The organism is Reyranella sp. (assembly GCF_017305915.1).
In the GTDB taxonomy this organism is placed as follows: Bacteria; Pseudomonadota; Alphaproteobacteria; order Reyranellales; family Reyranellaceae; genus Reyranella.
This window is the reverse complement of sequence record NZ_JAFKJN010000034.1, coordinates 45,794-71,056: the sequence shown is the minus strand read 5'-3', so window position 1 is coordinate 71,056 and position 25,263 is coordinate 45,794. Positions and strand designations below refer to the sequence as shown.

Annotated in this window: 27 protein-coding genes and 1 pseudogene; 11 read left to right on the top strand and 17 right to left on the bottom strand. The window is 67.6% G+C overall.

Going from position 1 to position 25,263, the window contains the following annotated elements; all coding sequences use genetic code 11:
* Positions 1-283: 283 nt before the first annotated feature.
* The 5 genes from J0J01_RS28320 to J0J01_RS28300 are packed head-to-tail and all read right to left on the bottom strand — an operon-like array spanning position 284 to position 4,372.
* A complete protein-coding gene (locus J0J01_RS28320; protein ID WP_296386968.1) occupies positions 284-1,477 on the bottom strand; it encodes an adenylate/guanylate cyclase domain-containing protein in 1,194 nt (397 codons plus the stop codon).
* Positions 1,470-2,366 (bottom strand): SDR family oxidoreductase, encoded by an 897-nt coding sequence (locus tag J0J01_RS28315; protein WP_296386967.1) that lies wholly within the window; start codon positions 2,364-2,366, stop codon positions 1,470-1,472. Before J0J01_RS28315 ends, J0J01_RS28320 begins: the two co-directional genes overlap by 8 nt.
* 24 nt (positions 2,367-2,390) lie before the next feature.
* Positions 2,391-2,780: a helix-turn-helix domain-containing protein gene (locus tag J0J01_RS28310; RefSeq protein WP_296386965.1), complete on the bottom strand. Its 390-nt coding sequence runs from the start codon at positions 2,778-2,780 to the stop codon at positions 2,391-2,393.
* Positions 2,781-2,787: 7 nt separating this feature from the next.
* Positions 2,788-3,084: a type II toxin-antitoxin system HigB family toxin gene (locus tag J0J01_RS28305; protein WP_296386962.1), complete on the bottom strand. Its 297-nt coding sequence runs from the start codon at positions 3,082-3,084 to the stop codon at positions 2,788-2,790.
* A gap of 37 nt (positions 3,085-3,121) precedes the next feature.
* Positions 3,122-4,372: a thiolase family protein gene (locus J0J01_RS28300; protein WP_296386960.1), complete on the bottom strand. Its 1,251-nt coding sequence runs from the start codon at positions 4,370-4,372 to the stop codon at positions 3,122-3,124.
* A 73-nt stretch (positions 4,373-4,445) separates the two neighbouring features.
* Between J0J01_RS28300 and J0J01_RS28295 the strand changes: the two genes are divergently transcribed.
* Together J0J01_RS28295 and J0J01_RS28290 are read left to right on the top strand one after the other, a co-directional pair.
* On the top strand, positions 4,446-5,849 hold the full coding sequence (locus J0J01_RS28295) for an FAD-linked oxidase C-terminal domain-containing protein (protein ID WP_296386958.1): 1,404 nt from the start codon (positions 4,446-4,448) through the stop codon (positions 5,847-5,849).
* Positions 5,850-6,234: 385 nt separating this feature from the next.
* Positions 6,235-6,951, top strand: a complete 717-nt coding sequence (locus J0J01_RS28290; protein ID WP_296386956.1) for a P44/Msp2 family outer membrane protein — start codon at positions 6,235-6,237, stop codon at positions 6,949-6,951.
* A 53-nt stretch (positions 6,952-7,004) separates the two neighbouring features.
* On the opposite strand, the gene J0J01_RS28285 is transcribed toward J0J01_RS28290, so the two are convergent.
* A complete protein-coding gene (locus J0J01_RS28285) occupies positions 7,005-7,352 on the bottom strand; it encodes a RidA family protein (RefSeq protein WP_296386954.1) in 348 nt (115 codons plus the stop codon).
* Positions 7,353-7,403: 51 nt separating this feature from the next.
* Here J0J01_RS28285 and J0J01_RS28280 point away from each other — a divergent pair, with 51 nt between their 5' ends.
* Positions 7,404-7,730: an NIPSNAP family protein gene (locus tag J0J01_RS28280; protein ID WP_296386952.1), complete on the top strand. Its 327-nt coding sequence runs from the start codon at positions 7,404-7,406 to the stop codon at positions 7,728-7,730.
* Here J0J01_RS28280 and J0J01_RS28275 read toward each other — a convergent pair.
* Genes J0J01_RS28275 through J0J01_RS28265 form a run of 3 tightly spaced genes read right to left on the bottom strand, consistent with a single transcriptional unit; the run spans position 7,727 to position 9,044 of the window.
* Positions 7,727-8,182: a cupin domain-containing protein gene (locus J0J01_RS28275; protein WP_296386951.1), complete on the bottom strand. Its 456-nt coding sequence runs from the start codon at positions 8,180-8,182 to the stop codon at positions 7,727-7,729. The two genes, J0J01_RS28280 and J0J01_RS28275, sit on opposite strands and share 4 nt — an antisense overlap.
* A gap of 19 nt (positions 8,183-8,201) precedes the next feature.
* Positions 8,202-8,654 (bottom strand): cupin domain-containing protein, encoded by a 453-nt coding sequence (locus J0J01_RS28270; protein WP_296386949.1) that lies wholly within the window; start codon positions 8,652-8,654, stop codon positions 8,202-8,204.
* Between the two features lie 39 nt (positions 8,655-8,693).
* Positions 8,694-9,044, bottom strand: a complete 351-nt coding sequence (locus tag J0J01_RS28265) for a RidA family protein (RefSeq protein WP_296386947.1) — start codon at positions 9,042-9,044, stop codon at positions 8,694-8,696.
* Positions 9,045-9,118: 74 nt separating this feature from the next.
* On the opposite strand from J0J01_RS28265, the gene J0J01_RS28260 reads away from it, so the two are divergent.
* From J0J01_RS28260 to J0J01_RS28250, 3 genes are all read left to right on the top strand, one after another.
* The gene (locus J0J01_RS28260; protein ID WP_296386946.1) at positions 9,119-10,018 is read left to right on the top strand and encodes a polysaccharide deacetylase family protein; all 900 of its coding nucleotides are present in this window, start codon (positions 9,119-9,121) and stop codon (positions 10,016-10,018) included.
* A gap of 169 nt (positions 10,019-10,187) precedes the next feature.
* Complete coding sequence (locus tag J0J01_RS28255) at positions 10,188-11,426, top strand: CoA transferase (RefSeq protein WP_296386944.1); 1,239 nt, start codon at positions 10,188-10,190, stop codon at positions 11,424-11,426.
* Between the two features lie 11 nt (positions 11,427-11,437).
* The gene (locus J0J01_RS28250; RefSeq protein WP_296386942.1) at positions 11,438-12,280 is read left to right on the top strand and encodes an amidohydrolase family protein; all 843 of its coding nucleotides are present in this window, start codon (positions 11,438-11,440) and stop codon (positions 12,278-12,280) included.
* 177 nt (positions 12,281-12,457) lie between these two features.
* Here the strand turns inward: J0J01_RS28250 and J0J01_RS28245 are convergent, their stop codons facing one another.
* Both J0J01_RS28245 and J0J01_RS28240 read right to left on the bottom strand, forming a co-directional pair.
* Positions 12,458-14,173, bottom strand: coding sequence for an amidohydrolase family protein (locus J0J01_RS28245; RefSeq protein WP_296386940.1), 1,716 nt, complete (start codon positions 14,171-14,173; stop codon positions 12,458-12,460).
* A gap of 84 nt (positions 14,174-14,257) precedes the next feature.
* Positions 14,258-15,826 carry a peptide chain release factor 3 gene (locus J0J01_RS28240; RefSeq protein WP_296386974.1) on the bottom strand — a complete coding sequence of 523 codons (1,569 nt, stop codon included), beginning with the start codon at positions 15,824-15,826 and terminating at the stop codon, positions 14,258-14,260.
* 304 nt (positions 15,827-16,130) lie between these two features.
* Between J0J01_RS28240 and J0J01_RS28235 the strand changes: the two genes are divergently transcribed.
* Positions 16,131-17,831, top strand: coding sequence for a hypothetical protein (locus J0J01_RS28235; protein ID WP_296386938.1), 1,701 nt, complete (start codon positions 16,131-16,133; stop codon positions 17,829-17,831).
* 22 nt (positions 17,832-17,853) lie between these two features.
* Here J0J01_RS28235 and J0J01_RS28230 read toward each other — a convergent pair whose 3' ends face one another.
* Entirely contained in the window at positions 17,854-18,240 is a 387-nt protein-coding gene (locus tag J0J01_RS28230; RefSeq protein WP_296386936.1) for a hypothetical protein, read from the bottom strand.
* Between the two features lie 204 nt (positions 18,241-18,444).
* Positions 18,445-20,250: an ATP-binding cassette domain-containing protein gene (locus tag J0J01_RS28225; RefSeq protein WP_296386972.1), complete on the bottom strand. Its 1,806-nt coding sequence runs from the start codon at positions 20,248-20,250 to the stop codon at positions 18,445-18,447.
* 68 nt (positions 20,251-20,318) lie between these two features.
* On the opposite strand from J0J01_RS28225, the gene J0J01_RS28220 reads away from it, so the two are divergent.
* Positions 20,319-21,227 carry a hypothetical protein gene (locus J0J01_RS28220; RefSeq protein WP_296386933.1) on the top strand — a complete coding sequence of 303 codons (909 nt, stop codon included), beginning with the start codon at positions 20,319-20,321 and terminating at the stop codon, positions 21,225-21,227.
* A gap of 15 nt (positions 21,228-21,242) precedes the next feature.
* A complete protein-coding gene (locus J0J01_RS28215) occupies positions 21,243-21,581 on the top strand; it encodes a DUF1491 family protein (protein ID WP_296386931.1) in 339 nt (112 codons plus the stop codon).
* Positions 21,582-21,589: 8 nt separating this feature from the next.
* Here J0J01_RS28215 and J0J01_RS28210 read toward each other — a convergent pair whose 3' ends face one another.
* The 3 genes and pseudogenes from J0J01_RS28210 to J0J01_RS28200 all read right to left on the bottom strand — a co-directional run.
* Entirely contained in the window at positions 21,590-22,402 is an 813-nt protein-coding gene (locus J0J01_RS28210; RefSeq protein WP_296386929.1) for a M23 family metallopeptidase, read from the bottom strand.
* A gap of 157 nt (positions 22,403-22,559) precedes the next feature.
* Positions 22,560-23,195 carry an NrsF family protein gene (locus tag J0J01_RS28205; RefSeq protein WP_296386927.1) on the bottom strand — a complete coding sequence of 212 codons (636 nt, stop codon included), beginning with the start codon at positions 23,193-23,195 and terminating at the stop codon, positions 22,560-22,562.
* Positions 23,192-23,719: pseudogene (locus J0J01_RS28200) on the bottom strand (sigma-70 family RNA polymerase sigma factor); the annotation flags it as partial. The pseudogene J0J01_RS28200 and the gene J0J01_RS28205, both read right to left, overlap by 4 nt.
* A 177-nt stretch (positions 23,720-23,896) precedes the next feature.
* Here J0J01_RS28200 and J0J01_RS28195 point away from each other — a divergent pair.
* Entirely contained in the window at positions 23,897-24,130 is a 234-nt protein-coding gene (locus J0J01_RS28195) for a hypothetical protein (RefSeq protein ID WP_296386926.1), read from the top strand.
* A 62-nt stretch (positions 24,131-24,192) separates the two neighbouring features.
* Entirely contained in the window at positions 24,193-24,669 is a 477-nt protein-coding gene (locus tag J0J01_RS28190; RefSeq protein WP_296386923.1) for a DoxX family protein, read from the top strand.
* 192 nt (positions 24,670-24,861) lie between these two features.
* On the opposite strand, the gene J0J01_RS28185 is transcribed toward J0J01_RS28190, so the two are convergent.
* Complete coding sequence (locus J0J01_RS28185) at positions 24,862-25,188, bottom strand: TfoX/Sxy family protein (protein WP_296386921.1); 327 nt, start codon at positions 25,186-25,188, stop codon at positions 24,862-24,864.
* Between the last annotated feature and the right edge of the window lie 75 nt (positions 25,189-25,263).

Genomic DNA, 25,263 nt, shown 5'->3' with positions numbered 1-25,263 from the left:
CTTCTACGGCTTCAAATCCGAACAGGTCCGCGATACACTCTGTGGGCATCGGAGCATTCCTTTGGGAGTGAGACGGTCGTTGTTGCAAAACAACTTTCTCAGAACCCGCGCTCCGATGCACCTCTTCCTGTGAGATATCCGGGCTAGAGCGGTTTCCGGTTAGATGGAGCCGCGCGCGGCTCCATCTAACCGGAAACGCGCGCACCGGGATGCCTGTTGCGGCAGGCACATTCCGTCCGGCTGATTCCAGCCGGACGGAATGTGCTCTAGCGACGCCGCCCCCTCAGGGCAGCGTGAAGACCTCGACCGGCTGCGGCACGCCGCGCAGCTCGTGCTTGCCGAGCGACTTCAGGGCAATGGTGCTGGCGGCGTTGAACTCGGCCGAGGCGAGGATGGGCACGCCGAGCTGCTTGGTCAGGCCCTCCAGCCGCGCCGCGCGGTTCACGGCGGGACCGATGACGGTGAAGTCGAGCCGCTCCTCGGTGCCGATATTGCCGAAGGTCACCGGCCCGACATGCAGGCCGATGCCGAAGCGCACCGGATCGAGGCCGCCGGTCGCGCGCGCCTCGTTGGCGGCCTCGATGTCGTCGACCAGCTGGCGCGCGGCGGCGATGGCATTGTCGGTGACCATCGGCAGGAACAGCGCGTCCTCGGCCGGGAAGTAGGCCATCACGCCGTCGCCGATGAACTTCAGGATCTCGCCGCCATGCGCCTTGAGCGCATCGCCGACGAGCTGCAGGTAATTGTTGAGCAGCTCGAGCAGGTCGGGCGCGTTCATGCGCTCGTTGAGGCCGGTGAAGTCGCGCAGGTCGGAGAACCACAGCACGGCGTTGATCTCCTGCCCGTCGCCGCGCTTGATCAGGCCGCGCAGGATCTGCTCGCCGACGATGTGGCCGAGATAGGTGTCGGTCACGGTCTCGGCGATGTTGCGATAGATGAAGATCTCGGCCTCCGCGCCCATCATGTCGACCAGGCGCCGCAAGTCGGCGACGTCCTGCTCGCTGAAGCCACCCTTCTGGTCGGTGGCGAAGGACGCCACCGGGATCGAGCCCTGGCGGCTCAGCCGCACCGGGAAGCCGATGTAGTCGACCCCGCCGCCCGCCTTCAGCTCGTGCAGCACCGTGTGGGCGTCCTCGGGAAGGTCGTTCAGGCAGTAGCGCACCGGCCCGCCGGCGTCGCGGACCTCCTGCATCGGGCTGCCGATATAGGCCGGGCTGCTGAGCACGCCGTGCAGGCGCGGCACTTCCTCGTAACCCTTGCCGCGCCGCCACAGCACGCCGGTCGCCACCATCTGCGGATGCACCAACTGCAGGCCGATATAGAAGCGCCAGATCGGCACGCCGGCGGCGACGGCGCGGCTCATCAGCCGGTCGACGAAGCGGCCGAGGTCGGGCTCGAGCCGGCCCTCGGCCACGATCCAGTCGAGGATCGGCCGCAACCGGGCGCTGTCCGCCGACGGGGCGACGACGTCAGGCACCGCCGACCACAGCCGCGACCTCTTCGGAGGAGGTTCGGAAGACCGTATTGGTTGAAAGGTCGGCGATTCGGTCGATGTTGTCGGCGACATCCTCCAAGGTTGGGGCGCGACCTGTGATTCGCAAGCCCGGCGCCTCGCGGTACTCGATGCGCGCGAAGTAGCCGGCGCCGGCGCTCCAGATCTCGCCGGTGCGCTGGCACTGGTCGCTGCACAGATAGGCGACCATCGGCGAGACGAACTCGGGCCTGAGCTTGGCCAATACCTCCGGGGTCATCAGGCTCTCGGTCATGCGGGTGCCCGCAACCGGCGCGAGGGCATTCACGAAGACGTTGTACTTCTGGCCCTCGAGCCGCAGCGCATTCATGAAGCCGACGACCGCGAGCTTGGCGCCGCCGTAGTTGGACTGGCCGAAATTGCCGTAAATGCCGGAATTCGACGAGGTCACGACGACGCGGCCATAGGCCTTGGCCCGCAGGATCGGCCAGGCCGCATGGGTGACGTAAGCCGTACCGAGGAAATGGACTTTCACGACGAAGTCGAAATCCTCGATCGTCATGTTGTGGAAGGTCTTGTCGCGCAGGACGCCGGCGTTGTTCACGACGATGTCTACGGTGCCGAACGAATCGACCGCGGTCTTGACGATGTTGGCGGCGCCCTTCGGATCGGCGACCGAATCGTAGTTCGGCACCGCCTGGCCGCCGGCCGCCTTGATCTCGGCCACGACTTTGTCGGCGGCGGCATGGTCGCCTCCTTTGCCGTCGACCGCGCCGCCCGGATCGTTCACCACCACCCTGGCGCCGCGGCTGGCCAGCAGCATCGCATGCGAGCGGCCCAGCCCGTTGCCCGCGCCGGTCACGATGGCAACGCGGTTGTCGAAACGGATGGTCATTTCATTTTTCTCCTGCACTGCGCCCTAAGCGGCCCTTCGTGATCGATACCCGGTCAGCTTGTAGGGCTGAACGAGAATATCGGTTGGAATGTCCCAAGCGCCGGAAAGCTTGCGGATGATGGAAAGTGACAAGGCTCGCTTGCGGTTGAGGATCGCAGACGCGAGAGATCGAGACCCCAACAGGCGGGCCAGGTCAGCCTGATCCAGGCCACGCTCGTCCATGTGCGCCTCGATCGCCTCGATGGGCTCGGGTAGCTCGATCGGATCGTGCGCCGCTTCATAGGCGGCCACCAAGGCTGCAAGAACTTCCAGCCGGTCGGCCTGCGGCGATCCACGCTTAGCGCCCATCAGCCGTTCGATCTCCTCGAGGGCGCGAGCATGGTCGGTGCGTGTGCGAATGGGCTTGAGGGACATGGCACTCCTATATGGTCGCTGGATCGATCCGATCGTAGGCCGAATGAAGGCCGATGAATCTGACCAGGATCAGGCCGACCGAATAGTCGATCTTCACGATCAGCCGATACTTGTTTCCGCCAATGTCGAAGATCGCGCGATTACCCGGCACGAAGTCGACCGTAGAACCGAATTGGGCCCGAAGGTCGCTCGGCCGCAGCCAGCGAGCCCGCGCGGCGCGCGCATACCAGAGCTTGAGCGGTGTCTCCGCAGCGGGATGGCGAAGCCAGAACTCCCGGAGCGTCCGCTTGGCAATGATCTGCACGATCGAAATCTAGCATGTTCTCAATTTGTGAACAACGTCAGGTCTTTTGCAGAATCACGACGGAGGCCACCGCCTCCTCCATGCCGATCACGCCGCCGCCGTTCTCGGCCAAAGCGATCTCGGCGCCCTTGACCTGGCGCGGGCCGGCCTCGCCGCGAAGCTGCAGCGCGAGCTCGGCCAGCATCGAGAGGCCGGTGGCGCCGACCGGATGGCCCTTGGAGACCAGGCCGCCCGACGTGTTGACCGGCAGCTTGCCATCGGGGCCGGTGGCGCCCGATTCGATGAACTTGCCGCCCTCGCCTTCGGGGCAGAAACGCAGCATCTCGCACTGGTAGATCTCGCAGAAGCTGGTGGCGTCGTGGACCTCGGCGACGTCGATATCCTGCGGCCCGAGGCCTGCCATCTTGTAGGCCTTGTCGGAGGCCGCGCGCGTCAGGCCGGGCTCGTCGAGCGAGCGGTACTTGCCGCCGGAGAAGCCGACGCCGGCGATCCTGATCGCGCGGTCCTTCACCGACCGCGGCAGCTTCTCGAGATATTCCTTCGAGCACAGCAGCGCGGCCGCGGCCCCGTCGCCGATCGGCGCGCACATGGCGCGGGTCAGCGGATAGGAGACCGGCCGGTCCTCGAGCACCGCCTGCGGCGTCATCTGGAAGCGATACTGCGCCTTGTCGTTGAGCGCGCCGTAATTGTGGTTCTTGGCGGCGCCGACCGCGATCTGCGCCTGCGTCGTGCCGTACTTCCACATGTGCCACTTGGCCTGCATGGCGTAGGTGTCCATGAAGATGGTGCGGTCGTCGCCCGGCTTGAACGCCGAGCCGACCATCTTGCCCACGCGATCCATCTCGGCGACCAGCCGCTCGTGCTGGCTGGTGATGTAGCCCTGGTTGAACAGGTTCGAGGTCCGCTCCGGCGCCTCCGGCGAGAACAGCTTCTCGATGCCGATGCAGAACGAGAGCTCGTGGGTGCCGGCCAGGATGTCCTTCCAGGCGCCCATGAAGGCGGTCGAGGCGGTGGCGCAGGCATTCTCGACGTTGAACATCGGCACCCGCTCGGGAAACAGCCCCTCCTCGACCAGCGGCTGGAACAGCGCTTGGCCGCGGATCGAGTTCTGGCCCCAGAAGGCCATGCCGCAATTGCCCAGCCAGCCCGCTTCGATGTCGGCGCCGGTCTTCATGCCGGCATCCTGCAGGCTGCCGAGATAGGCCTCGCGCGCCAGATCCCCGAAGCTCATGCCGGGGTGCTTCTTGAAGGTCGTGGTGTAGCTGCCGACGACGTAGACATCGCGCATTTGGACGTTCCCCCTCGGGTTGGCTTTGACCGCATTTGAGCGTATCCAAGCGGTCAATTCTAGGAGTTCGCAGATGGCCGTAACGGCCCAGGCACGCCCCCCGCACGTCGACGAGACCATTGCCGAGCTGAAGCGCCAGTACGGCGACCGGGTCACCACCGCCCACGCGGTGCGCGAGCAGCATGGCAAGGACATCTCCTATCACGAGGCCCACCTGCCCGACGCCGTGGTGTTCGCCGAATCGGCCGAGGAGGTGCAGGCGATCGTCCAGCTCTGCGCCAGGTACAAGACGCCAATCATCCCGTTCGGCACCGGCACCTCGCTCGAAGGCCACATCAGCGCCCCCAACGGCGGCATCTCGCTCGACGTCAGCCGCATGAACAAGGTGCTGCGGGTCAACGAAGCCGACCTCGACGTCGTGGTGCAGCCCGGCGTCACCCGCAAGCAGCTCAACGAGTACCTGCGCGCGACCGGCCTGTTCTTCCCGATCGATCCCGGCGCCGACGCCTCGCTGGGCGGCATGACCAGCACGCGCGCCTCCGGCACCAACGCCGTGCGCTACGGCACGATGCGCGAGAACGTGCTGTCGCTGCAGGTCGTCACCGCCGACGGCCGGCTGATGCAGCTCGGCCGCCGCTCGCGCAAGTCGAGCGCGGGCTACGACCTGGTGAAGCTGTTCGTCGGCTCCGAGGGCACGCTGGGCGTCATCACCGAGATCACGCTGCGCCTTTACGGCATCCCCGAATCGACGGTCGCCGCGACCTGCGCCTTCGAGACGCTGGAGGGCGCGGTCAACGCGGTGATCCAGACCATCCAGTCGGGCATTCCGGTGGCGCGCATCGAGCTGATGGACACCTACACCGTCGACACGGTGAACAAGTATTCCAAGCTCACCCTGCCGCAGAAGAACCTGCTGCTGCTGGAGTTCCACGGCACCGAGGCCAGCACCAGGGAACAGGCCGAGATGGTGCAGGCGATCGCGGCCGAGCATGGCGGCGGCGATTTCGCCTGGACCAACCAGGCCGAGGAGCGGACCAAGATGTGGCAGGCGCGCCACGATGCGGCGTGGGCGGCCAAGGCCTACAAGCCGGGTTGGGGCATGTGGGCGACGGATGTGTGCGTGCCGATCAGCCGGCTCGCCGAATGCATCCTCGAGACGCAGAAGGACATCCAGGCCAACGGCCTCTACGCACCGATCGTCGGTCACGTCGGCGACGGCAACTTCCATCTCACCATGATGGTCGACCCGGACGATCCGACGTACCTGCCTAAGGCCGAGGCGCTGAACGACCGCATGGTGGCGCGCGCGCTGGCGCTGGGCGGCACCTGCACCGGCGAGCACGGCGTCGGCATGGGCAAGATCAAGTTCCTCTACGAGGAGCACGGCGAGGCGATGTCGCTGATGCGCTCGATCAAGAAGGCGCTCGACCCCGACAACATCATGAACCCGGGCAAGATCATCGGCCCGATCAACTAGGACCTGTCCGGCAGGCCTCGACGCGCGCCGTTTTCGACCGTTTTCACGGTTTTTGACCAACCTCACCGATTTCGTGGCGCAGGCCCGCGATCGGTGGCTTGGGCTTATGGAGACGTGAGCTTGCATCGTCTCTACTCGTAAACCTGCTCGCATCAGTCTCCTAATACGGGCATTGGCCGCGGAAAAAAGCCAAGGAATCCAACCTCCGATTCGCGGTCCATTGCCCATAATGAGCGCGCGCAGAACGCGTTATGCACAGGCTGGGAAAGGCGCACTCGGCCTTGCACATTGAACGCGGGTGCATGTGCTGTGCGCTCCCTTTGCGTGCGTCGACGCGAGCATCGAGGTAGCGTCGCCGCCAGTGCTTGGGGGAGATCAAGTCGACATGAAGAGTGTTCTTATCGCGACGGTCGCGCTGGCCGCCGTGCCGCTCGCCGCGCGCGCGCAAAATCTCGACGGCTTCTATGTCGGCGCGCGCGGCGGCGCGAGCTGGCTGCTCGACAGCGCCGCCAACGTCAACGGCGTCGCGTCGGTCGTGGGCTTCGGGACAGGCCAGCTCAGCGGGACGAACAATGCCCGTTTCGACACCGGATGGGCCGCGGGCGGCTTCGTCGGCTACGACTTCGTCGGGCCGCGGGTGGAGCTCGAGGCGCTCTATCGCGACAACAAGGGCACCGCGAACGGCGCCTTTCCGATCAGCGGCGTCGGCACCCTGCGCGTGAACAGCGTGACCGAGGTGCAGCAGACCTCGGTGATGGCCAATCTCTACTACGACTTCTTCGCCCACGACGCCTTCACGCCCTATGTCGGCGCCGGCGCGGGCCTTGCCTTCATCGACACGCGCCTCGGTCCGCTGACCCGCAGCAGCGACATCGAATTCGCCTACCAGGCGATCGTCGGCGCCGGCTACAAGGTCACGCCGAACCTGCGCCTCAATCTCGACGGCCGCTACTACGGCACGCTCAATCCGACCTTCAACAACGGGTTCAACCTGCCGAACGCCACGGTCCCGGTCTCGGGCACCATCGCGGGCTCCTACCCCAACAACAACTTCGCGGTCCTGGCGAGCGTGGTCTACACGTTCGGCCCATCGGCACACTGAAACGAAAAAGGGCCGGCGATCGCCGGCCCTTCGCGTTGCAGCAGATGCAGCGGTCAGATCGCCGCCTGCACCATGATCTCGACCTTGAGCGCGGGGTTGGCGAGCTTGGCCTCGACGGTCGCGCGGGCGGGCGAATTGCCGGGCGAAACCCAGACGTCCCACACCTCGTTCATCTGGCTCCAGGTGCCGATGTCGGTCAGCCAGATGTTGGCCGACAGGATCTTCGACTTGTCGGTGCCGGCCTCCTTCAGGAATTTGTCGATCTTGTCGAGGATCTGCTTGGTCTGGCCCTTCACGTCGGCCTTGGTATCGTCGGCGGTGAGGCCGGCCAGGTAGACCGTGTTGCCGTGCACCACGGCGCTCGACATGCGGGGACCCGCGTTGACTCGCTTGATTGCCATCGTCTCTTCTCCCTCAAATGGGCGCCGGACCTTAGCAGAGAGGGAAAGCATATGGCACTCTATGAACTGCGCACCTATACGCTCTACGTCGGCAAGATGGCCGAGGCCACCAAGCTCTACCAGGAGCTGGGCTTCCCGGCGCTCGAGAAGGGCGGCCATTCCAAGCACCTGATCGGCTACTTCCAGGGCGACACCGGCACGATCAACCAGATCGTCCACCTCTGGAAATTCGACGACGATGCCGGCCGCCGCGCGCACTGGGCCGCGGTGTTCGCCAACAAGGACTTCACCGAAGGCTTCGCATCGAAGTTCCGCCCGCTGGTGATGACGCAGGAGGTCAAGCTGCTGCACGCCGCCCCGTGGGGCCCGCACCCTTAAGGAAGCGGATTGGGGCCGAGCATCTCCCAGCCGTGACGCGCACGCTCGCGGTCGCGGTCGGCCTCGCTCATCGGTTCAGGGTGCTCGAACCTCTCCTCGATGTACCGCCCGGCACCGCCCGGCGTGTAGAGGAACAGCGCGCGGCCCGTGCCGGGGCCATTGTTCTTCCAGGCGTGCGGCACCTTGCGCGGCAGGAAGGCGCAGGTGCCGGGGCCGCCGGAGAACACCTCGTTGCCGATCTTGAAGGTGAACTCGCCCTCCAGCACCCAGACGACCTCGTCGCTGTCGTAATGCAGGTGGTGCGTGCTGCTGGTGCCGGCCGGCATGGTTTCCTCGAACAGCATGATGCTCTCGCCGGTCTGGCCGACGAGCAGCTTCAGATCGAAGAAGCGGCCGGGCGAACCCTCGCAATGCTTCCCGCCGCCCGCGGGTACGACGAACCCTCTGGTCATGCGCAACCTCCTTCGCGTCTCAGAGCGGGCTGGGGCCGAGGACTTCCCAGCCGGCTTCCTCCAGCCGCTTCTTGAGCTCGCCTTGGGGCGGATGCTCGAGCATCTCCTCGACGAACCGACCGGCGCCGGCCGGCGTATACAGGAACACGACGCGCCCCGGCGTGCTGCCGCTGTTCTTCCAGGCGTGCGGCACGTTGCGCGGCATGAAGGCACAGGTGCCCGGCCCGCCGGTCACGATCTCCTCGCCGATCTTGAAGGTGAACTCGCCTTCGAGCACCCAGGCGACCTCGTCGCTGTCGCGGTGCAGATGGAGCCAGCTGTTCTTGCTGCCGGCCGGCACCGCCTGCTCGAACAGGGTGACGCTCTGCCCGGTCTCGCGGCCGAACAGCTTCATGGACATGACCTGGCCCGACGCTTCCTCGAGATGCTTTCCGCCACCCGGCGGTACGACGACTCCCTTGCTGACGCTCATGGGAACCTCCTCGCCGCAGACAGCGCGAGGGTAGGTCCGCTACCGGGCGGCCACAACCATGATCTCGACCTTCATCTTCGGGTCGTTCAGCCTGGCCTGGACCGTCGCGCGCGCTGGCGTCTGGCCGGGCACGACCCAAGCGTCCCACACCGCGTTCATGGCGGCGAAATCAGCGATATCGGCGAGCCAGATCATGGCCGTCAAAATCCTGGTCTTGTCGCTGCCGCCTTTGGCGAGCAGCGAATCGATCTCGGCCAGCGCCTGCTTCACCTGGCCGGTGATGTCCCGCGCGGTGTCCTCGGGGATCATGCCGGAACAGTAGATGAGGTCGCCGTGGACGCTGGCCTCGCTCAGCCGCGGGCCGGGATCGATTCGCCTGATATCGGTCATGCGCCAAGCGTAGAGCACATTCCGCCGGTTCGCGATAAGGTCCGAGGGAAAGGCGATGGGCGGGAGGAACGACAATGACCGATGAAGAGGCCGGCCGCGTCCGCGATTTCGTGGGCTACGGGCGCAATCCGCCCGATCCCAAGTGGCCGGGCGGCGCGCATGTCGCGGTCAATTTCGTCATCAACTACGAGGAAGGCGGCGAAGTGTCGGTGCCGGACGGCGCGCCCGCCTCGGAGACCGGCCTGACCGAAGGCGCGACCGCCGCCGTGAAGGGCCGCGACCTCGGCGCCGAGAGCATGTTCGAGTACGGCAGCCGCGCCGGCTTCTGGCGCCTGCACCGCATGTTCACCAAACGGAAGCTCCCCTGCACGGTGTTCGCGATCGCCAAGGCGCTGGAGCGTAATCCCGAAGCCTGCGCCGCCATGCGCGAGGCCGGCTGGGACGTCGCGGGCCACGGCTACCGCTGGGAGATGCATGCCAACATGGCGCCGGACTACGAGCGCGAGCAGATCAGGCTGGCGACCGAAAGCATCGCCAAGACCATCGGCGAGCGCCCGGCCGGCTGGTACAGCCGCTACGCGCCGTCGATGCACACGCGGAACCTGCTGCTCGACAACGGCTACGAATACGACAGCGACACCTACGACGACGAGCTGCCCTATTGGCTGAAGGTCGGCTCGCGGCGGCAGCTCATCCTGCCCTACTCCGTGGTGCACAACGACGTGCGCTTCGCGCGCCAGGGCATGACCTCGGGCGACGAGTACGAGACCTACATCAAGAACGCCGTGACCTGCGTGCTGGAGGAAGACCCGCCGCGCATGCTGAGCTTCGGCCTGCACAACCGCATCATCGGCCATCCCGGCCGCGCGCTGGGCCTCGCCCGCGTGCTCGACTGGATCGCCGACCAGCCGCGCGTCTGGGTCACGCGCCGCATCGACATCGCGAGGCACTGGAAGAAAGTGCACCCGGCATAGCCATCTCCTCCCCCGTCACACGGGGCAGGTAGGGAGGGGGAAAGCCGCAACGCACCCCCTCATCAGTAGGAGGTCATGATCTGAAAATGGAAACGCCCGCTTTGATGCCGGCCCCCTCCTCTATCCTCCCCCGTATGACGGGGGAGGAGGTCGAGAGACGGAGACCGCGATGACCATCCGCCGCCCGCCGATTACCCGGCCATTGGACGGGTTCCTCGTCCTCGATCTGGGGCAGATCTACAACGGGCCCTATGCCGGCCTGCAGCTCAGCTTCATGGGCGCGCGCGTGCTCAAGATCGAGCCGCCGGAGGGCGACGTCGTGCGCCGCCGCAAGCGCGAGGTCGAGCCCTACCCGCTGGTCATGCTGAACTCCAACAAGGAGTCGGTGGTGCTCGACCTCAAGCAGCCGCGCGGCAAGGAGATCTTCCTCGCCCTGGTCGAGAAGGCCGACGTGCTGATCGAGAACTTCGCCGCCGGCGTGATGGACCGCCTCGGCCTGGGCTGGGACGTGCTCAGCAAGCTCAATCCGCGGCTGGTCTATGGCGGCAGCTCGGGTTTCGGGCTCGACGGTCCCTATCGCGACCTCGCGGCGATGGACGTCACCATCCAGGCGATGAGCGGCATCACCAACGCCACCGGCGACGCCGACGGGCCGCCGACCAAGGCGGGCGCCGCGGTGTGCGATTTCCTCGCGGGCATCCATCTCTGCGCCGGCATCCTCGGCGCGCTGGTGCAGCGCGAGCGCACCGGCAAGGGCCAGCGGGTCGAGGTGGCGATGCACGAGGCGGCGGCGACCTCGCTCGCCTCGGCGCTGGGCGCGGTGATGGACGGCGACCAGAACGTGCCCGACCGCACCGGCAACCGGCATCCCGCGCTCGCGATAGCGCCGTACAACACCTATCGCTGCAGCGACGGCTACGTCGCGATCTTCACCTCGGCCGAGCGCCACTGGGTCTCGTTGTGCGAGATGATGGGCCGCCAGGACCTGCTGCAGAACCCGGAGTTCGCGACCACGCCGGGCCGCGCCCGGCACATGGCGGAGATCGACGACATGGTCGGCGCCTGGACGGTCGGCCGGACGAAAGAAGAGATCCTGCAGGCGCTCAACGAGGCACACATCCCCTGCGCGCCGGTGAAGACGGCGCGCGAGGTGGCGTACGACCCGCATCTCGAGGCGCGCGGCTTCTGGGTCGACACCGAGCATCCGCGCCGCGGCAAGACCCGCGTGCCGATCTCGGCGATCCGCCTCCACACCGGCGGCAAGTCGGAGATCCGCCGGCCGGCGCCGACGCTCGGCCAGGATACCGACGCGGCGCTGGGCGAGCTGCTCGGGTTGAAGGCCGATGAACTGACCAAGCTGCGCGCGGCAGGAGTCACCCTGCCGGTGACGGAGCGCAAGAAGGCTTAAGGAGGAAACCAATGCCGATCATCGACAGCCAGGTCCACGCTTACGAGGCGAACACGCCGAAGCGGCCCTGGGCCAACGTGCCGAACTGGCCGCCGCACGTCACCGGCGACGAGATGGTCGCGGCGATGGACAAGGTCGGCGTCGACGGCGCGATCTTCATCTCCGCCTTCTCGCTCTATCAGTACGATGCGAGCTACGCGGTCGAGGTGCAGAAGAAGCACCCCGGCCGCATGGCCATCGTCAAGCCGGTCGATCCGGACGATCCCAAGGTGGCCGACGTCATCGCCGACTGGAAGAAGCAGCCGGGCGCCGTCGGCATCCGCATCTTCCTGCGCGAGGAGAACCCGCGTCCGCCGACCGATCCCGGCTTCGACCGGATCCTCAAGGCGGCGGTCCAGCACGACCTGCCGGTCAACTTCCTGTGCTGGGGCCGGCTCGACGAGGGCATGCAGCTCATCGACCGCCATCCCAATACGCGGTTCATATTGGACCATCTCGGCCTGCTGCAGCCGCGCGTGCCGCCGGCGCCGCCGCAGCCGTGGGCCGACCTGCCGAAGGTGCTGGAGCTCGCCAAGCGGCCGAACGTGGTGATCAAGGTCAGCGGCGCCTGCACGCTCTCCCAGCAGCCCTATCCCTTCCCGGACATCTGGGACCCGCTGGTGAAAATCTTCGACGCCTGGGGCTTCGAGCGCTGCCTGTGGGGCACCGACTGGACACGCGCTTTCGCGGTCGTGAACTACGAGCAGGCGGTGAAGCCGTTCCTCGAGACCAAGCGGCTGAGCGACAGCGAGCGCGCCCTGCTGATGGGCGGCGCCTGCGCCAAGGCCTACGGCTGGTCGCCGAAGAAGGGGTAAAACGAGAGAGGGATAATCCTCCGCATTCATATGGGGAGGTGGCGCCGTCTGCGCCTTTTCGAACGAAGTTCGAAAAGGCGGAGGCGACGGAGGGGTCATCGGCGACAACGAGGATGGGGCTCATGACCCCTCCGTCGGCGTATGACGCCGACACCTCCCCATTTGAATGGGGAGGAACTACGCCGTCGAGCGCACCAGCTTGCCGGGGCGCGCGCCGGTCTCCTCGCCCTTCTCGAAGATCGGCGTGCCCGAGCAGATCGTCATGTCGTAGCCGTCGACCTGCTGGACCAGGCGGCGGCCGCCGGCCGGCAGGTCGAAGATCATCTTCGGCGAATGCAGGTGCAGACCGTTGAAGTCGATGATGTTGACGTCGGCCTTCTTGCCCGGCTGCAGCCGGCCGCGGTCCTTGAAGCCGTAGAAATCCGCCGTCCCGCTGGTCATCTGCCGGACCACGAACTCCAGCGGCAGGCGCGGCCCGCGCGTGCGGTCGCGCACCCAGTGCGCCAGCATCGTGGTGTTGAGCGAGGCGTCGCAGATCACGCCGCAATGCGCGCCGCCGTCGGACAGGCCGAGGATGGTGTGCGGATGCTCGATCAGCTCGCGCACCACCTCGAGATCGCCGTGCACGTAGTTGGTGACGGGGAAATAGACCATCCGGTTGTCGCCACCGACCAGGTAGTCGTAGCAATACTCGGCCGCGGTCACGCCTTCGCGCGCGGCCAGCGCTGCAATGCTGCGCTCCGGTGGCGGCTCGTAGTCCGGCGTGTCGCCGAGCGGATACATGCGGTCCCAGCGCGTCGCGATCTGACGCGACAGCGGCGGCAGCACCTCGAGCAGCCGCGGCGAGGCCTCCTGCGAGAGGATCAGGCGGCGCACCTCGGGCGTGCGCAGCTTGGCCATCATCTCGGCCGGCGGCAGCTTGGCCAACTCGGCATAGCCCTCGCGCAGCCCGAAGGGATTAAGCGACGTGTTGAGGCCCAGAGTCAGGCCGACCGGCCGGCCGGCGACCTGGGCGAACATCGGCAGGTTCTCGGCGCGGGCGGCGGCGACGCCGTCCATCAGGCGACGCCAGCGCTCGGGGTCGTAGCTGCGGTCGGTGAGCAGGAACCAGACGGGCCGGCCGCTCTCCTTGGCGACCTGGCGCATCCAGCCGAACTCGGCGGCCTCGTCCTCGAAGTCGGAGAGCATGCCGAAGGTGCCGCGGCCGGCGCGGCCCATCGCCTTGCCGATGGCGATCAGCTCCTCGTGCTCGGCATAGCGGCCGGGCACCAGGTCGCCGGCCAGCGTCTTGTGCTGGTCGGTGCGGCTGGTGGTGAAGCCGACGGCGCCGGCCACCAGGGCCTCCTCGGCCAGCCGGGCCATGGTCTGGATGTCCTCGGCGGTCGCGTGCTCGCGGGCGATCGCGCGCTCGCCCATGGCATAGACGCGCAGCGGATGGTGGGCGAGCTGGGCGCCGATATCGATGGTGCGCGGCAGGCGCTCCAGCGCATCGAGGTAATCGGGGAAGCTCTCCCAATCCCACTTGAGGCCCTCGGACAGCACGATGCCCGGGATGTCCTCCACGCCCTCCATCAGCTCGATCAGCGCCTTCTGGTGCTGCGGCCGGGCGGGGGCGAAGCCGACGCCGCAATTGCCGAACACGATGGTCGTGGCGCCGTGCCAGGAGGACGGCGCCAGCACCGGATCCCAGGTGGCCTGGCCGTCATAGTGGGTGTGGACATCGACCCAGCCCGGGGTGACCAGCCGGCCGTCGGCCTTGATCTCGCGCTTGGCCGGGCCGGCCTTGCCGCCGACCTGGACGATCTTGTCGCCCTCGAGGGCGAGGTCGCCCTGGATCGCCGGCGCGCCCGTGCCGTCGACGATGGTGCCGCCCCGGATGACGATGTCGTGCATGGTCCGTCCCGCTGCCTCTGGAAATGGGACCTTGAGCTTTCCATACCTCGCCGGGCACGAAAAGCCCGGGGTTCCGCACGCCAGCTATGAGCGTTCGCGGATGTCCGAGAATTTGATCTTCGGGCTCTTCTCCGCGATATAGCCGAGCTCCCAGGCATTGCGCGCCAGGAAGACCGGCGAGCCGTCGCGATCTTCCGACATGCCGCCGCGATTGGCCGACATGAAGGCCTCGAGATCGGCCTTGGTCTCGGCGGAGATCCAGCGCGCCGTCTCGAACGGCGCCGGCTCGAGGTCGATGGCGACGTTGTACTCGGCCTCGACGCGGGTCTTGAGCACGTCGAGCTGCAGCTCGCCGACCACGCCCACGATGTTGTCGCCGCCGATCACGCGGCGGAACACCTGGGTCACGCCCTCCTCGGCCAGATCGTCGAGCGCGCGCTTGAGCTGCTTGGACTTCATCGGGTCCTCGAGCCGCACGCGGCGCAGGATTTCCGGCGCGAAGTTGGGGATGCCGACGATCTTGATCGTCTCGCCCTCGGTCAGCGTGTCGCCGACCCTGAGCACGCCGTGATTGGGGATGCCGATGATGTCGCCCGGCCACGCCTCGTCGACGATCTCGCGCTCGCGAGCGAAGAACAGGATCGGCGAGTTGACCGACAAGACCTTGGACGTGCCCATCTGTGTCAGCTTCATGCCGCGGCGGAACCTGCCGCTGCACAGCCGCAGGAAGGCGATGCGGTCGCGGTGGTTGGGGTCCATGTTGGCCTGGACCTTGAAGACGAAGCCCGACACCTTGGGCTCGGTCGCCTCGATGGCGCGCGGCTCCGCCGGCTGCGGTCGCGGCGGCGGTGCCCAGGCGGCCAGCGCGTCGAGCAGCTCCTTGACGCCGAAATTGTTGTAGGCGCTGCCGAAGAACACCGGCGTCAGGTGGCCGCCGCGATAGGACTCCATGTCGAACGCCGGATAGCCCATGCGCACCAGCTCGACCTCCTCGGCCAGCCGCTCGTCCTTGATCTCGTAATTCTCGATCACCTCGCCGATGCGGCTCCTGTCGGTGTTGTCGAACACCAGCATGCGGCTGTTGGCGAGATCGTAGGTGCCCTTGAAGGCCTGTCCCGAGCCGGTCGGCCAGGTCATCGGCGCGACGTCGAGCGCCAGGGTCGAGGCGATCTCGTCGAGCAGCTCGATCGGGTCCTTGGCCTCGCGGTCCATCTTGTTGATGAAGGTGACGATCGGCACGTCGCGCAGGCGGCAGATCTCGAACAGCTTGCGGGTGCGCGCCTCGATGCCCTTGGCGGCGTCGATCACCATCACCGCCGAATCGACGGCGGTCAGGGTGCGGTAGGTGTCCTCGCTGAAGTCCTCGTGGCCCGGCGTGTCGAGCAGGTTGAAGACCGCGCCGCCGTACTCGAAGTGCATCACCGAGGTGGTGACCGAGATGCCGCGCTGCTGCTCGATCTTCATCCAGTCCGAGCGCGCGCGCCTGGCCTCGCCGCGCGCCTTGACCGCGCCCGCGACATGGATTGCGCCGCCAAACAGCAGCAGCTTCTCGGTGAGCGTCGTCTTGCCGGCGTCGGGATGCGAGATGATGGCGAAAGTGCGGCGGAGGCCGGCGGGATGACCGGCCAGGGCAGCATCGGACGCAGCAGGAATGACGGAATCGGGCACTTTTTTCGAACCTTCGGGGGCGCGTGGAGGTACCGGACGCGCGGTGAGGCGTCAACCGGGCGCCGGACAAGGCATGCAATTGGAACGTACCAGACCGATCTGTGGACGCGGGATTCATCCATTTGCTCGGGCCCGACTCCGTACACGCCCAGCTCGCCGTCGGCAGTCTCCTGACGACGCCTCAGCTCGCTTGAATCGGACGCCGGACACAGCGTCGCCCCAGCCAGGTCGCACCAAAGTCACACCCCGCGTGTTAGCGAACGGCCGTGTGCAGGGGCCGGACCCGGGGATGACAGCGCTCACAGACGGATCGTCCTTGTTGTCGGCGGGCGCCGCGTGGCGACGCGCGCTGGTCGTTTCGCTGCGAGATCTGCAGCCGGCGGCCGTGCCGGCGCTGATCGCGGCCGGGTTCCCCGTGCTGCTCGCGGCCTGGGCGCTGATGTCGCCGGCGACGCTGTTCTCCAAGGCGATGTCGCAGGACCTGCTGTTCAACCTTGCCGGTGCCTGGCAGGTCTATCTCGGCCAGGTCCCGCATGTCGATTTCCACGACCCGTCGGGCCGGCTGAGCTTCCTGCTCACCGCGCTCGGCTTCTATCTGCTGGGCCCCGGCCCGTTCGCCTTCCTGGTCAACGTGGCGGTGGCGACGACGGTGCTGTTCGCGGCGGCGTTCATCGCCGCGATCCGGCGTCTGCCGATGTTGCCGGCGGTGCTGTTCATCATCTTCACCGGCCTGCTCGCGCTGGTGCCGGCCAATATCGGCGATCGGCCGGACCAGTACACCTTCGCAATGTCCTACAATCGCTACGGCTGGGCCGCCTACGGCATCCTGGCGCTGATCCTGTTCGTGGCGCCGCAGCCCGGCCGGCGCCACACCGGCATCGACCTTGCCGTCGCGGGTGTCCTGCTGGCGCTGATGTTCTATTTCAAGATCACCTATTTCGCGGTCGGCCTCGCGACGGTCGGCTTCGCGCTGCTGTTCCATCCGCACGTGCGGCGTCGCTGGCCGGCCTGGCTGGCGCTGATGGTGCTGCTGGCGGTCAATGCGGTCGCGCCCTGGAACCGCGCCTATCTCGGCGACATCTTCGCCTGGGCGACGACCGGCGCCATCCGCCACGGCCTCGCGCTGCACATCAACAACTTCGTCGCCGCGATCGGCCTCTACGTGCCATACCTCGCGGCGATCGCCGTCGCCGGCTGGATGTGGGTGTTCGGCCGCGCCTCGTTCCGCTTTCCCCTGACGCTGGCCTTCGTCTTCGTGGCGTCGCTGGCGCTGCTGTCGCAGAACTCGCAGGCGGTCGGGCTGCCGTCCGGCATCGTCATGCTGCTGATCCTGTACGACCGGTTGCGCCGCCACTTCACGCGGGTGCGCAATCGCGATATCGCGCCCCTGCTGCTGACCTTGCTCTTCTTCCCGTTCTTCGAGGCGAGCCGCTTCGCCGCCAGCATCGCCGGCTACCATGCCAGTGCCGGCAGCAGCAGCGGCCTCTACGTCGTCGACCACACCAACCTGCGCACCCTCGCGGTGCCCGAGGGGCGGCACGGCACCTTCCTCAGCTTCTCGCGCACCTTCGACTATCCGGCTCGGCCGACCAGTGCGGCGACGCCGCCGCGCTACCAGCTCACCGAATACGAATACATGCTGACCCTGCTGCAGGCGGCCGACCTGCTCGAGCAGGAACCGGGCGGCATCGCCCTGTTCGACAGCATCAACCCGCTGCCCTTCATGCTCGGCCGCGAGGCGCCGCGCGGCGCCAACCTGTGGTCGACCTGGAACGCCCCGCCGCGACCGGCCGAGAAGTACCTGGCCGACGTGCGCTACGTCCTGATCCCAAAGTTCTCGCTCAACCCGCGCTGGACCGAAGACCTGGTGCACCTCTACGGCAGCTACCTGCAGGCGCACTTCGCGACGACCGTCGATGCGCCGTGCTGGATCCTGCTGATCCGCACCGACCACGGCCCGTCGGTGAGCGAGCGGCCGGACGCGCTGTAGGCGCCCGACCGCCCGGCACGGTTCAGTGGCGCGGCGGCAAGGCGACCCGGGCGTCCTTGAGCGCGCGCTCGAGGTCGGCGATGCCGCTCACGTCGCCGGTACGGCACTTGGCGGCGGCGACGTTGGCGGCATTGTTGGTCGACTGCATGCCGCCGCTCTTGCCGCCCTTGTTCAGGAAGGTGTCGTAACGGGCGACCAGCACGGCGCAGTACTGGGCGTCGGTCGTCACCGAGGCCTGCTGCTGCGTTGCCGTCGGACCGTCGGCGCAGGGCACACCGACATAGGCCATCTTCTCGGTGGACCAGGTCTCCGTTCCGCAGGTGGCAGTCTTGCTCTGGGCAAAGGCCAGCGACGACAGGCCCAGCAGGGCCAAGGCTGACAGGGTGGACAGGGAAAGTGTACGAGTCATGGCGGAGGTCCTTTCTACTCTACTCCCCGTTCTCCCCGCCGCCGATTAGACGCCGCTCGCCTGACATCTGTCTGACACAGGAATGTTTTTTCCGCCCAAGCCGACCACTCCTCCGCCGTCGCCTTCACGCGGGCGGGGCACATGCCGTGGGCGCTCGGCACGCCCTGTGTGATCGACAGCCAACCGCGACATCTCAAGGCTGCTTCAGCCGCCCAGCTCCTCCTTCAGCATCTCGAGTTCCAGCCATTCCGTCTCGGCCGCGTCGAGCTCGGCCTGTGCTGCCGCGAGTCGGTTCGACTTGGCGGCGAAGGTCTTGGGATCGCGGCTGTAGAGCGTGGCGTCGGCAAGCGCTTCGTGGATCGTCGCCATCTCGGCCTGCAGCGCCTCGATCTTCTTCGGCAGCTCCGCGAGCGCGCGCTCACGCTTGTACCCGAGGCGCTGCTTCTGCTCGCGCGACGGCGCAGCGGCGGCCTTCTCCTTGCGCGGTGCCGGTGCGGCCGACGGTTCCTCGCGCGGGCCGCGCTGCGCGAGATAGTCGCTGTAGCCGCCGGCATACTCGGTCGCGGTGCCGTCGCCCTCCAGCGCGATGGTCGATGTCACCAGGCGATCGAGGAAGTCGCGATCGTGGCTGACCAGCAGCACGGTGCCGTCGTAGTCGCCGAGCGCCTCCTGCAGGAGGTCGAGCGTATCGGCATCGAGGTCGTTGGTCGGCTCGTCGAGCACCAGCAGGTTCGACGGCGCGGCCAGCGCCTTGGCCAGCAGCAGGCGGTTGCGCTCGCCGCCCGACAAGGTGCGCACCGGCTGGCGCGCCTGCTCGTCCTTGAACAGATATTCGCGCAGGTAGGTCATGACATGCTTGAGCTGGTCGCGTACCAGCACGTGGTCGCCGCGCTCGGCCAGGATCTCCCACGGCGTCTTGTCGGGATCGAGCGCGGTGCGGCGCTGGTCGATCACCACCGGCAGCAGGTTGGCGCCGAGCCTCACCGAGCCGGTGTCCGGCTCGAGCTCGCCGATCAGCATGCGCAGCAGGGTCGTCTTGCCGGCGCCGTTGGGCCCGATCAGGCCGATGCGATCCCGGCGGAAGATGCGCGTGGAGAAATCCTTCACGATCGCCGTGTCGCCGAAGCGCTTGGAGACGTTGCGCGCGGTGATGGCGAGCGCGCCCGACTGCTGCGCCTCGCCGACCTCGATGGTGGCGCGGCCGACCGGGCCGATCTGCTGGCGGCGCTGCTTGCGCAGATCGGCCAGCGCGCGCAGCCGGCCCTCGTTGCGGGTGCGGCGGGCGCGGATGCTCTTGCCGGCCCATTCGGTCTCGCGCTCGATCAGCCGGTCGAGCTTGTGCCGCTCGGTCGCCTCGCGCTCGAGGATGTCGGTCGACCATTGCTCGAACGCCTCGTAGCCCTTGTCGAGCCGGCGCACGATGCCGCGGTCGAGCCACAGCACCGCGCGCGTGAGGTTGCTGAGGAACCGCCGGTCGTGGCTCACCAGCACGTAGGCGCCGCGCCACGCAGCGAGTCTCGCCTCCAGCCATTCGATGGTCGGCAGGTCGAGATGGTTGGTCGGCTCGTCGAGCAGCATGACGTCCGGCTCGGCCACCAGCACGCGCGCGAGCGCCGCACGGCGCGCCTCGCCGCCCGACAGCGCCGACGGCGCGCGATGGCCGTCGAGCTTGACCTCGTCGAGCAGCGCCTCGACCCGATAGTCGGTGTGGCCGTGATGGCTGTCGTGCAAGGCCCCGGCGACGTAGTGCGCCACCGTGCCGTGGCCGGTGAAGTCCGGCTCCTGCGGCAGTGTCGCCACCGTCGTGCCGGGCTGCACGAAGCGCGTGCCACCGTCGGCGATCGGCGCACCGGCCAGGATGCGCAGCAGGGTCGATTTGCCCGCGCCGTTGCGGCCGACCAGCGACACCCGCTCGCCGGGCTCGATCGACAGGTCGACGCCGTCCAGGATGGTCTGGTCGCCGAGGTGGAAGCGGATTCCGGCGAGAGTCAGGAGCGGTGCTGCGGCCATCGAGCGGACGGTTTGGCCGAACCTGTCCACAGGGGCAAGGATAACTATGCCGCTATGTTGGGGTCGCAATGCTCACGGTCGTGGGGGACCCCAAGCGCATCGATCGCGCCATCAAGCGGCTGCATGGCGGCCTCGAGGGCGTTCCTGCGCGCGGTGTGCGCCTGACCTGGCGCGGCGGCGAGTTGCGCACCACCATCCACTGGGTGCGCGACGACGCCTTCTGGTGGGCGGTCGAGCCGCGCCATCAGCGCGATGCCCTGGTGTTGGGCCATGCGCCCGATCCGCCGGCGCGGCGCGAGAGCATCACCTGCGAGATCAACCTGCCGCGCGCCGGCGCCGACCGGAAAGTCGCGGGCATCGTCGCCGCCGACGACGCAGGCGCGCTCTACCTCGCCCACTCCGGTCGCCTCAGCAAGTCGGGCTTCCGCGAGTTCCTCGCCGACGGCGTGTGGCGGAGCGTGCAGTGGCCCGACGGCGAGGAGACCGAGGCGCTGATCATTGCGCCGTTCGGCAGCCCGCGGCTGACCCGTCTGCTCGGCCGCTTCGTCGATTCGGTGCGCCGCTTCAAGGAAGGCGGGACGCCGGCCAGCCAGCCGACGCTCTGTGTCGAGCCGTCGGTACACGGCTCGGCCGGGGCGGCGTGCGATCGCTCGCTGGTCGACTTGTCGCTGCACGAGGAGCTTTCCAAGCGCGGCCTGTTCGGCGGCACGCTCGATCTCTTCTCGCTGCGCGGCGAGCGCCCGCAGCCCCTGTTCGCGCTGATCGCCGACAACCAGCCCGAGGAGCTGGCGCTGGCCGTCGGCTCGCTGTCGCTGGCCGCGGCGCGCGGCGGCGCCGACGTGCGGCCAATTCTGGTTGCGCCGGCCGAATTGGCCGAGCGCGACGGCGCGCTGGGCTCGCTGCCCTTCGCCTGCGTGCGCTACCGCTGGCGCGGGGCGCGCGCGGTGTTCGACGGTCTCGACGACGCGCTCGCCTGACGCTAGAGCCTAGCCATGGCTATGGGCATCACGACCGGCATCTGGGTGATGGCGCAGGTGCGCATCTGCGACCGTGCCTTCATTCCGGCCACCGTCGTGCGGCGCGGCGATCCCGATGCCGGCACGGTGCTGTTGAAGCTCAACCGCTTCGAGCAGGGCGTCACCGTCTATGCGCAGACCAGCAGCAGCGGCGACGAGCCGGCCTGGAGCCGCGGCACCGGCCCCACCCCCGTGAGCGAGCCCGAGGCCGACGCCTATATCGAGCGCCAGGTGAAGTACGACCCCGACGTCTGGATCCTTGAGATCGAGGACCGCAAGGGTCAGTACAAATTGGACGGCAAGGTCGTCGGTTAGCTGGGAGCTCAGCTCGGCGGCAGGACCGTCATCGGGTCGATGGTCTTGGCGCCGCCGCGGCGGACCTCGAAGTGCAGCCGCGGGCTGGCAGCACCTCCGCTCGAGCCGGCGCGAGCGATCGTCTGTCCCTTCTTGACCGTGTCACCCTTCTTGACCAACGCCGCATCGGTGTTGCCGTAGGCGGTGATGTAGCCGCCCTCGTGCTTGATCAGGACGACGTTACCCAGACGGGTCACCTCGCCCACATAGACCACCTCACCGCCGTCCGCGGCCTTTACCGGGGCGCCGTTGTCGGCGGCGATGTCGATACCGTCGTTGGTCTGGCCGTTGCTCGTGCCGTAGGGGGCGATGACCTTGCCGTGCAGCGGCCAGGCGAAGCGCGGCTTGGGCGGCTCCGGTGTGGCCGCAGGGGTATGGGGAGCCAGCGGCACCGGTGCCCCCGAGGCGGCGGGACCGGGCGCCGTGGAGGCGGTCTTTTCCGACGAACCCGGCGGCGGCAGCGATTCACGCTTCACCGGGCCGGGCGGGCCGCTCGCCGGCGCACCGCCGGATGGCGGCGCCGAGGAGGCCGTCTCGACCGGCTCGGACGGCGGCACGTACCGGGCGCCGGGCACCTGCAGGGTCTGGCCCGGCCGCAACGAATAGGGCTCTTTCAGCTTGTTGCGCTCGGCGATGCTCTGGCTGCTGACGCCGTAGCGGCTGGCGATGCCGTCGAGCGTGTCCTTGTTCTTGACGACATAGGTCGGCACGGCGTTGGGACCGGCGCCGGAGCCGGGATACTCCATGGTGCCCTCGCGGGCGCCATAGAGGACGTTGTCCACGGAGGTACAAGCGCCGAGCGCAGCCGTCAGTGTCGCCGTTATGGTCAGCGATCGCGTCCAGCCGGCCCATCGCGAGAGGGAGCGAGGGGCTCTTTTCATAGGGTGATTCTACTGCATCGCGATTCCGGCGGGAATACGACCGGGCCGGTTTTCTTTGCTACCAGCGCAGCAGGCGGCGACCGGCCAAAGTGCCGATAGCCACCATGGGCGCCGCCGCCAGCGTGTACCATGTCGCCACGAACAGCGGCGAATCGTCGAAGCAATGGAAGGCGTAGAGGCTGGCGCCGCAGAGTGCAGCCAACAGCCCGGCCGCGGCACCGGCCAGGGCCGGCGAGGCTGGCGCGCCACGCCGCAGGATGAGCAGCGCCGCAGCCAGCGGCGCCAGCGACAGGATCGGCACCATCGGCAGGCAGATCATCGCGTTGGTGCCGACCAGCCTGCCCTGCCAGGCCGACCGCGGCACCGACACCAGCTCGATTGCGACCGCCGCCGCGAGGACCGCCAGAAGCGGCAGCAGGCGTCGCAGCGGATGGCGCGGCATGTCGGGCCGCGAGCAGTCGAGGCAGACGCCGAAGGCCAGCACCAGCCCGAGCAGGACCATCGCGACCTTGAGGTCGAAGCGCCAGGTCGCGAGGGCGGGCCCGATATCGGGGCGTATTCCCAGCTCGAGGAAGAAGACGGCGAGCGACACCACGCCGCCTGCGGCCAGTGCCCACCCGAGCGACCGCGCGAGTGGCCGTCGTGCCGCCGGCCGATCGGCGACCAGTGCCTCGACGAGTTGCTCGGTCTTCATGGCCGCTCCCGTCGATAGAAGGCGGCGAGCGCCTTGAGCGCCCGATGCAGCGCAACGCGCACGGCGCCCTCGCTCATGCCGAGCTCGGAGCAGACATCGGCGGCACTGCGGCCCTCGTGCGAGATCCGCTGCACGATCACCCGCTGGCGCTCCGGCAAGCTCTCGAGCAGCCGGCGCGAATCAATGGCGGCCGGCGCCTCGACCTCGACCGAGACCTCGAGCGCATTGGACCAGTCGTCGATGTCGACATGGTCATGGAAGCCGCGCCGGCGCAGGTGATCGGCGAGCTTGTGGCGGGCGATGGCGCGCAGCCATGGCACGATCGGCTGCTGCTCGTTCCAGCTGTCCTGCTTCAGATGCATCGCAAGCAAAGTCTCCTGCACGATGTCCTCGCTCTCCGCCGGACCGCGTCCGGCCGATACCAGGCCCCGCCGAACGACCATCCTTAGCCAGACCGCGACCTTGCCGAGCAGCCGCCGATAGGCCTCGTCGTCGCCCTGCCTTGCCGACCGCATCAAAGCGGCGAGATCGTCGAGGTCGGCTAACGAAGCTGTCTTTCACATATTCGTGTGCGGAGGCCCTGACATTACAGCCCGGCGGGACGAGCGTCCGAAATTTTTCGGGCGTCGCGTAACGTCGCAGCTTTCGGCTCCGAACAACCCGGTACGAGCCACGATGCTCGTTCACTCGGGAGACTTCTCATGACCAAGCGTCAGTTGATCACCACCGCCGCCGCGATCTTCGCCGCCGGCACCTTCGTCACCGCCGCGCACGCCGAGGGCGTGAAGTGCGGCGGTACCAATGCGTGCAAGGGACAGAGCGCCTGCAAGGGCGCCAACAATGCCTGCAAGGGCCAGAACGCCTGCAAGGGCCAGGGCTTCACCGAGACCTCGAACGCGCAGGACTGCACCGCCAAGGGCGGCAAGGTGATGTGAGGCGCCGCCGGCGGGCCATCCTCGTCGATGCGCCCGCCGGCTACTTCTTCAGGAGATCGCAGATGAATGCCTTCGCGACCGTCTTCTACGACTGGTCCCGCGTGGTCGCGGGTTATTTCACCTGGGCGGGACCGCTCGCCGTCCGCATCGTCGTCGGCTGGGTGTTCCTGTGGTCGGGCTTGGGCAAGCTGCACATCCTGCCGCGCATGATCGAGAACTTCCGCGGCTGGGGCATTCCGGCGCCCGAAGTTCTGGCGCCGTTCGTGTCCGGCATGGAATTCGTTGGCGGGCTGTTGCTGCTGGTCGGCTTGCTGACCCGCTTCATCGCGGTGCCGATGATGATCATCATGGTCGTGGCGATCGCCTCGGCCAAATGGGCCGACGTCGATTCGCTGGAAACGCTGCTGGGCTTCGAGGAGGTTTCGTACTTCGTGATGTTCGCCTGGCTCGGCATCGCCGGGCCTGGCCCCGTGTCACTCGATCACTTCGTGCTGCGGCTGCTGCGTCCGAACCGCAAGCCGGCGGAGTACGGCGCCTAGAGCATATTCCGTTCGGCTGGAATCAGCCGAACGGAATATGCCTGCTGCAACAACAACCCCCGTGCGCGCATTTCCGGGCAGATGGAACCGCGAGCGGTTCCATCTGCCCGGAAATCGCTCTAGAGAAATGATCTTCCGGCCCGTCGGAGCCGAAGTGACGATGGGGTAGCGCCCCTGCAGAATGTTCGTCCGCTACTTCGGCGGCAGCGTGCCGACGAAACGCGAGGCGAGTTCGATCCAGCTGGCGAGTCCGCGGCCTCGGCAGGCTCTCTCATCGACCCAGACGAAGCCGCCCATCCGCCGCCCGTTGAAGACGATGGGCACCGCGCCGGGCTTTGCCAGCGCCTTGGCCTCCAGCTCCTTGCCGATCCGGAACATGAAGCGGCCGACCTCGACGCCGCACAGCATGTTGCCGTTCAGCATCCAGCAGAAGCCCCCGAACATTGCCCGCTCGCCGATGCCGCGGCGATGCGCGAGGGCCGCGCGCATGCGGTCAGCCAAGTGGGGATCGTAGGGCACGTATGGGCCTCCTGGACCGGCGGAGCCGCCTTGACTCCATTTTTAGGACTATATACTACATTTTCAGGAGGAAAA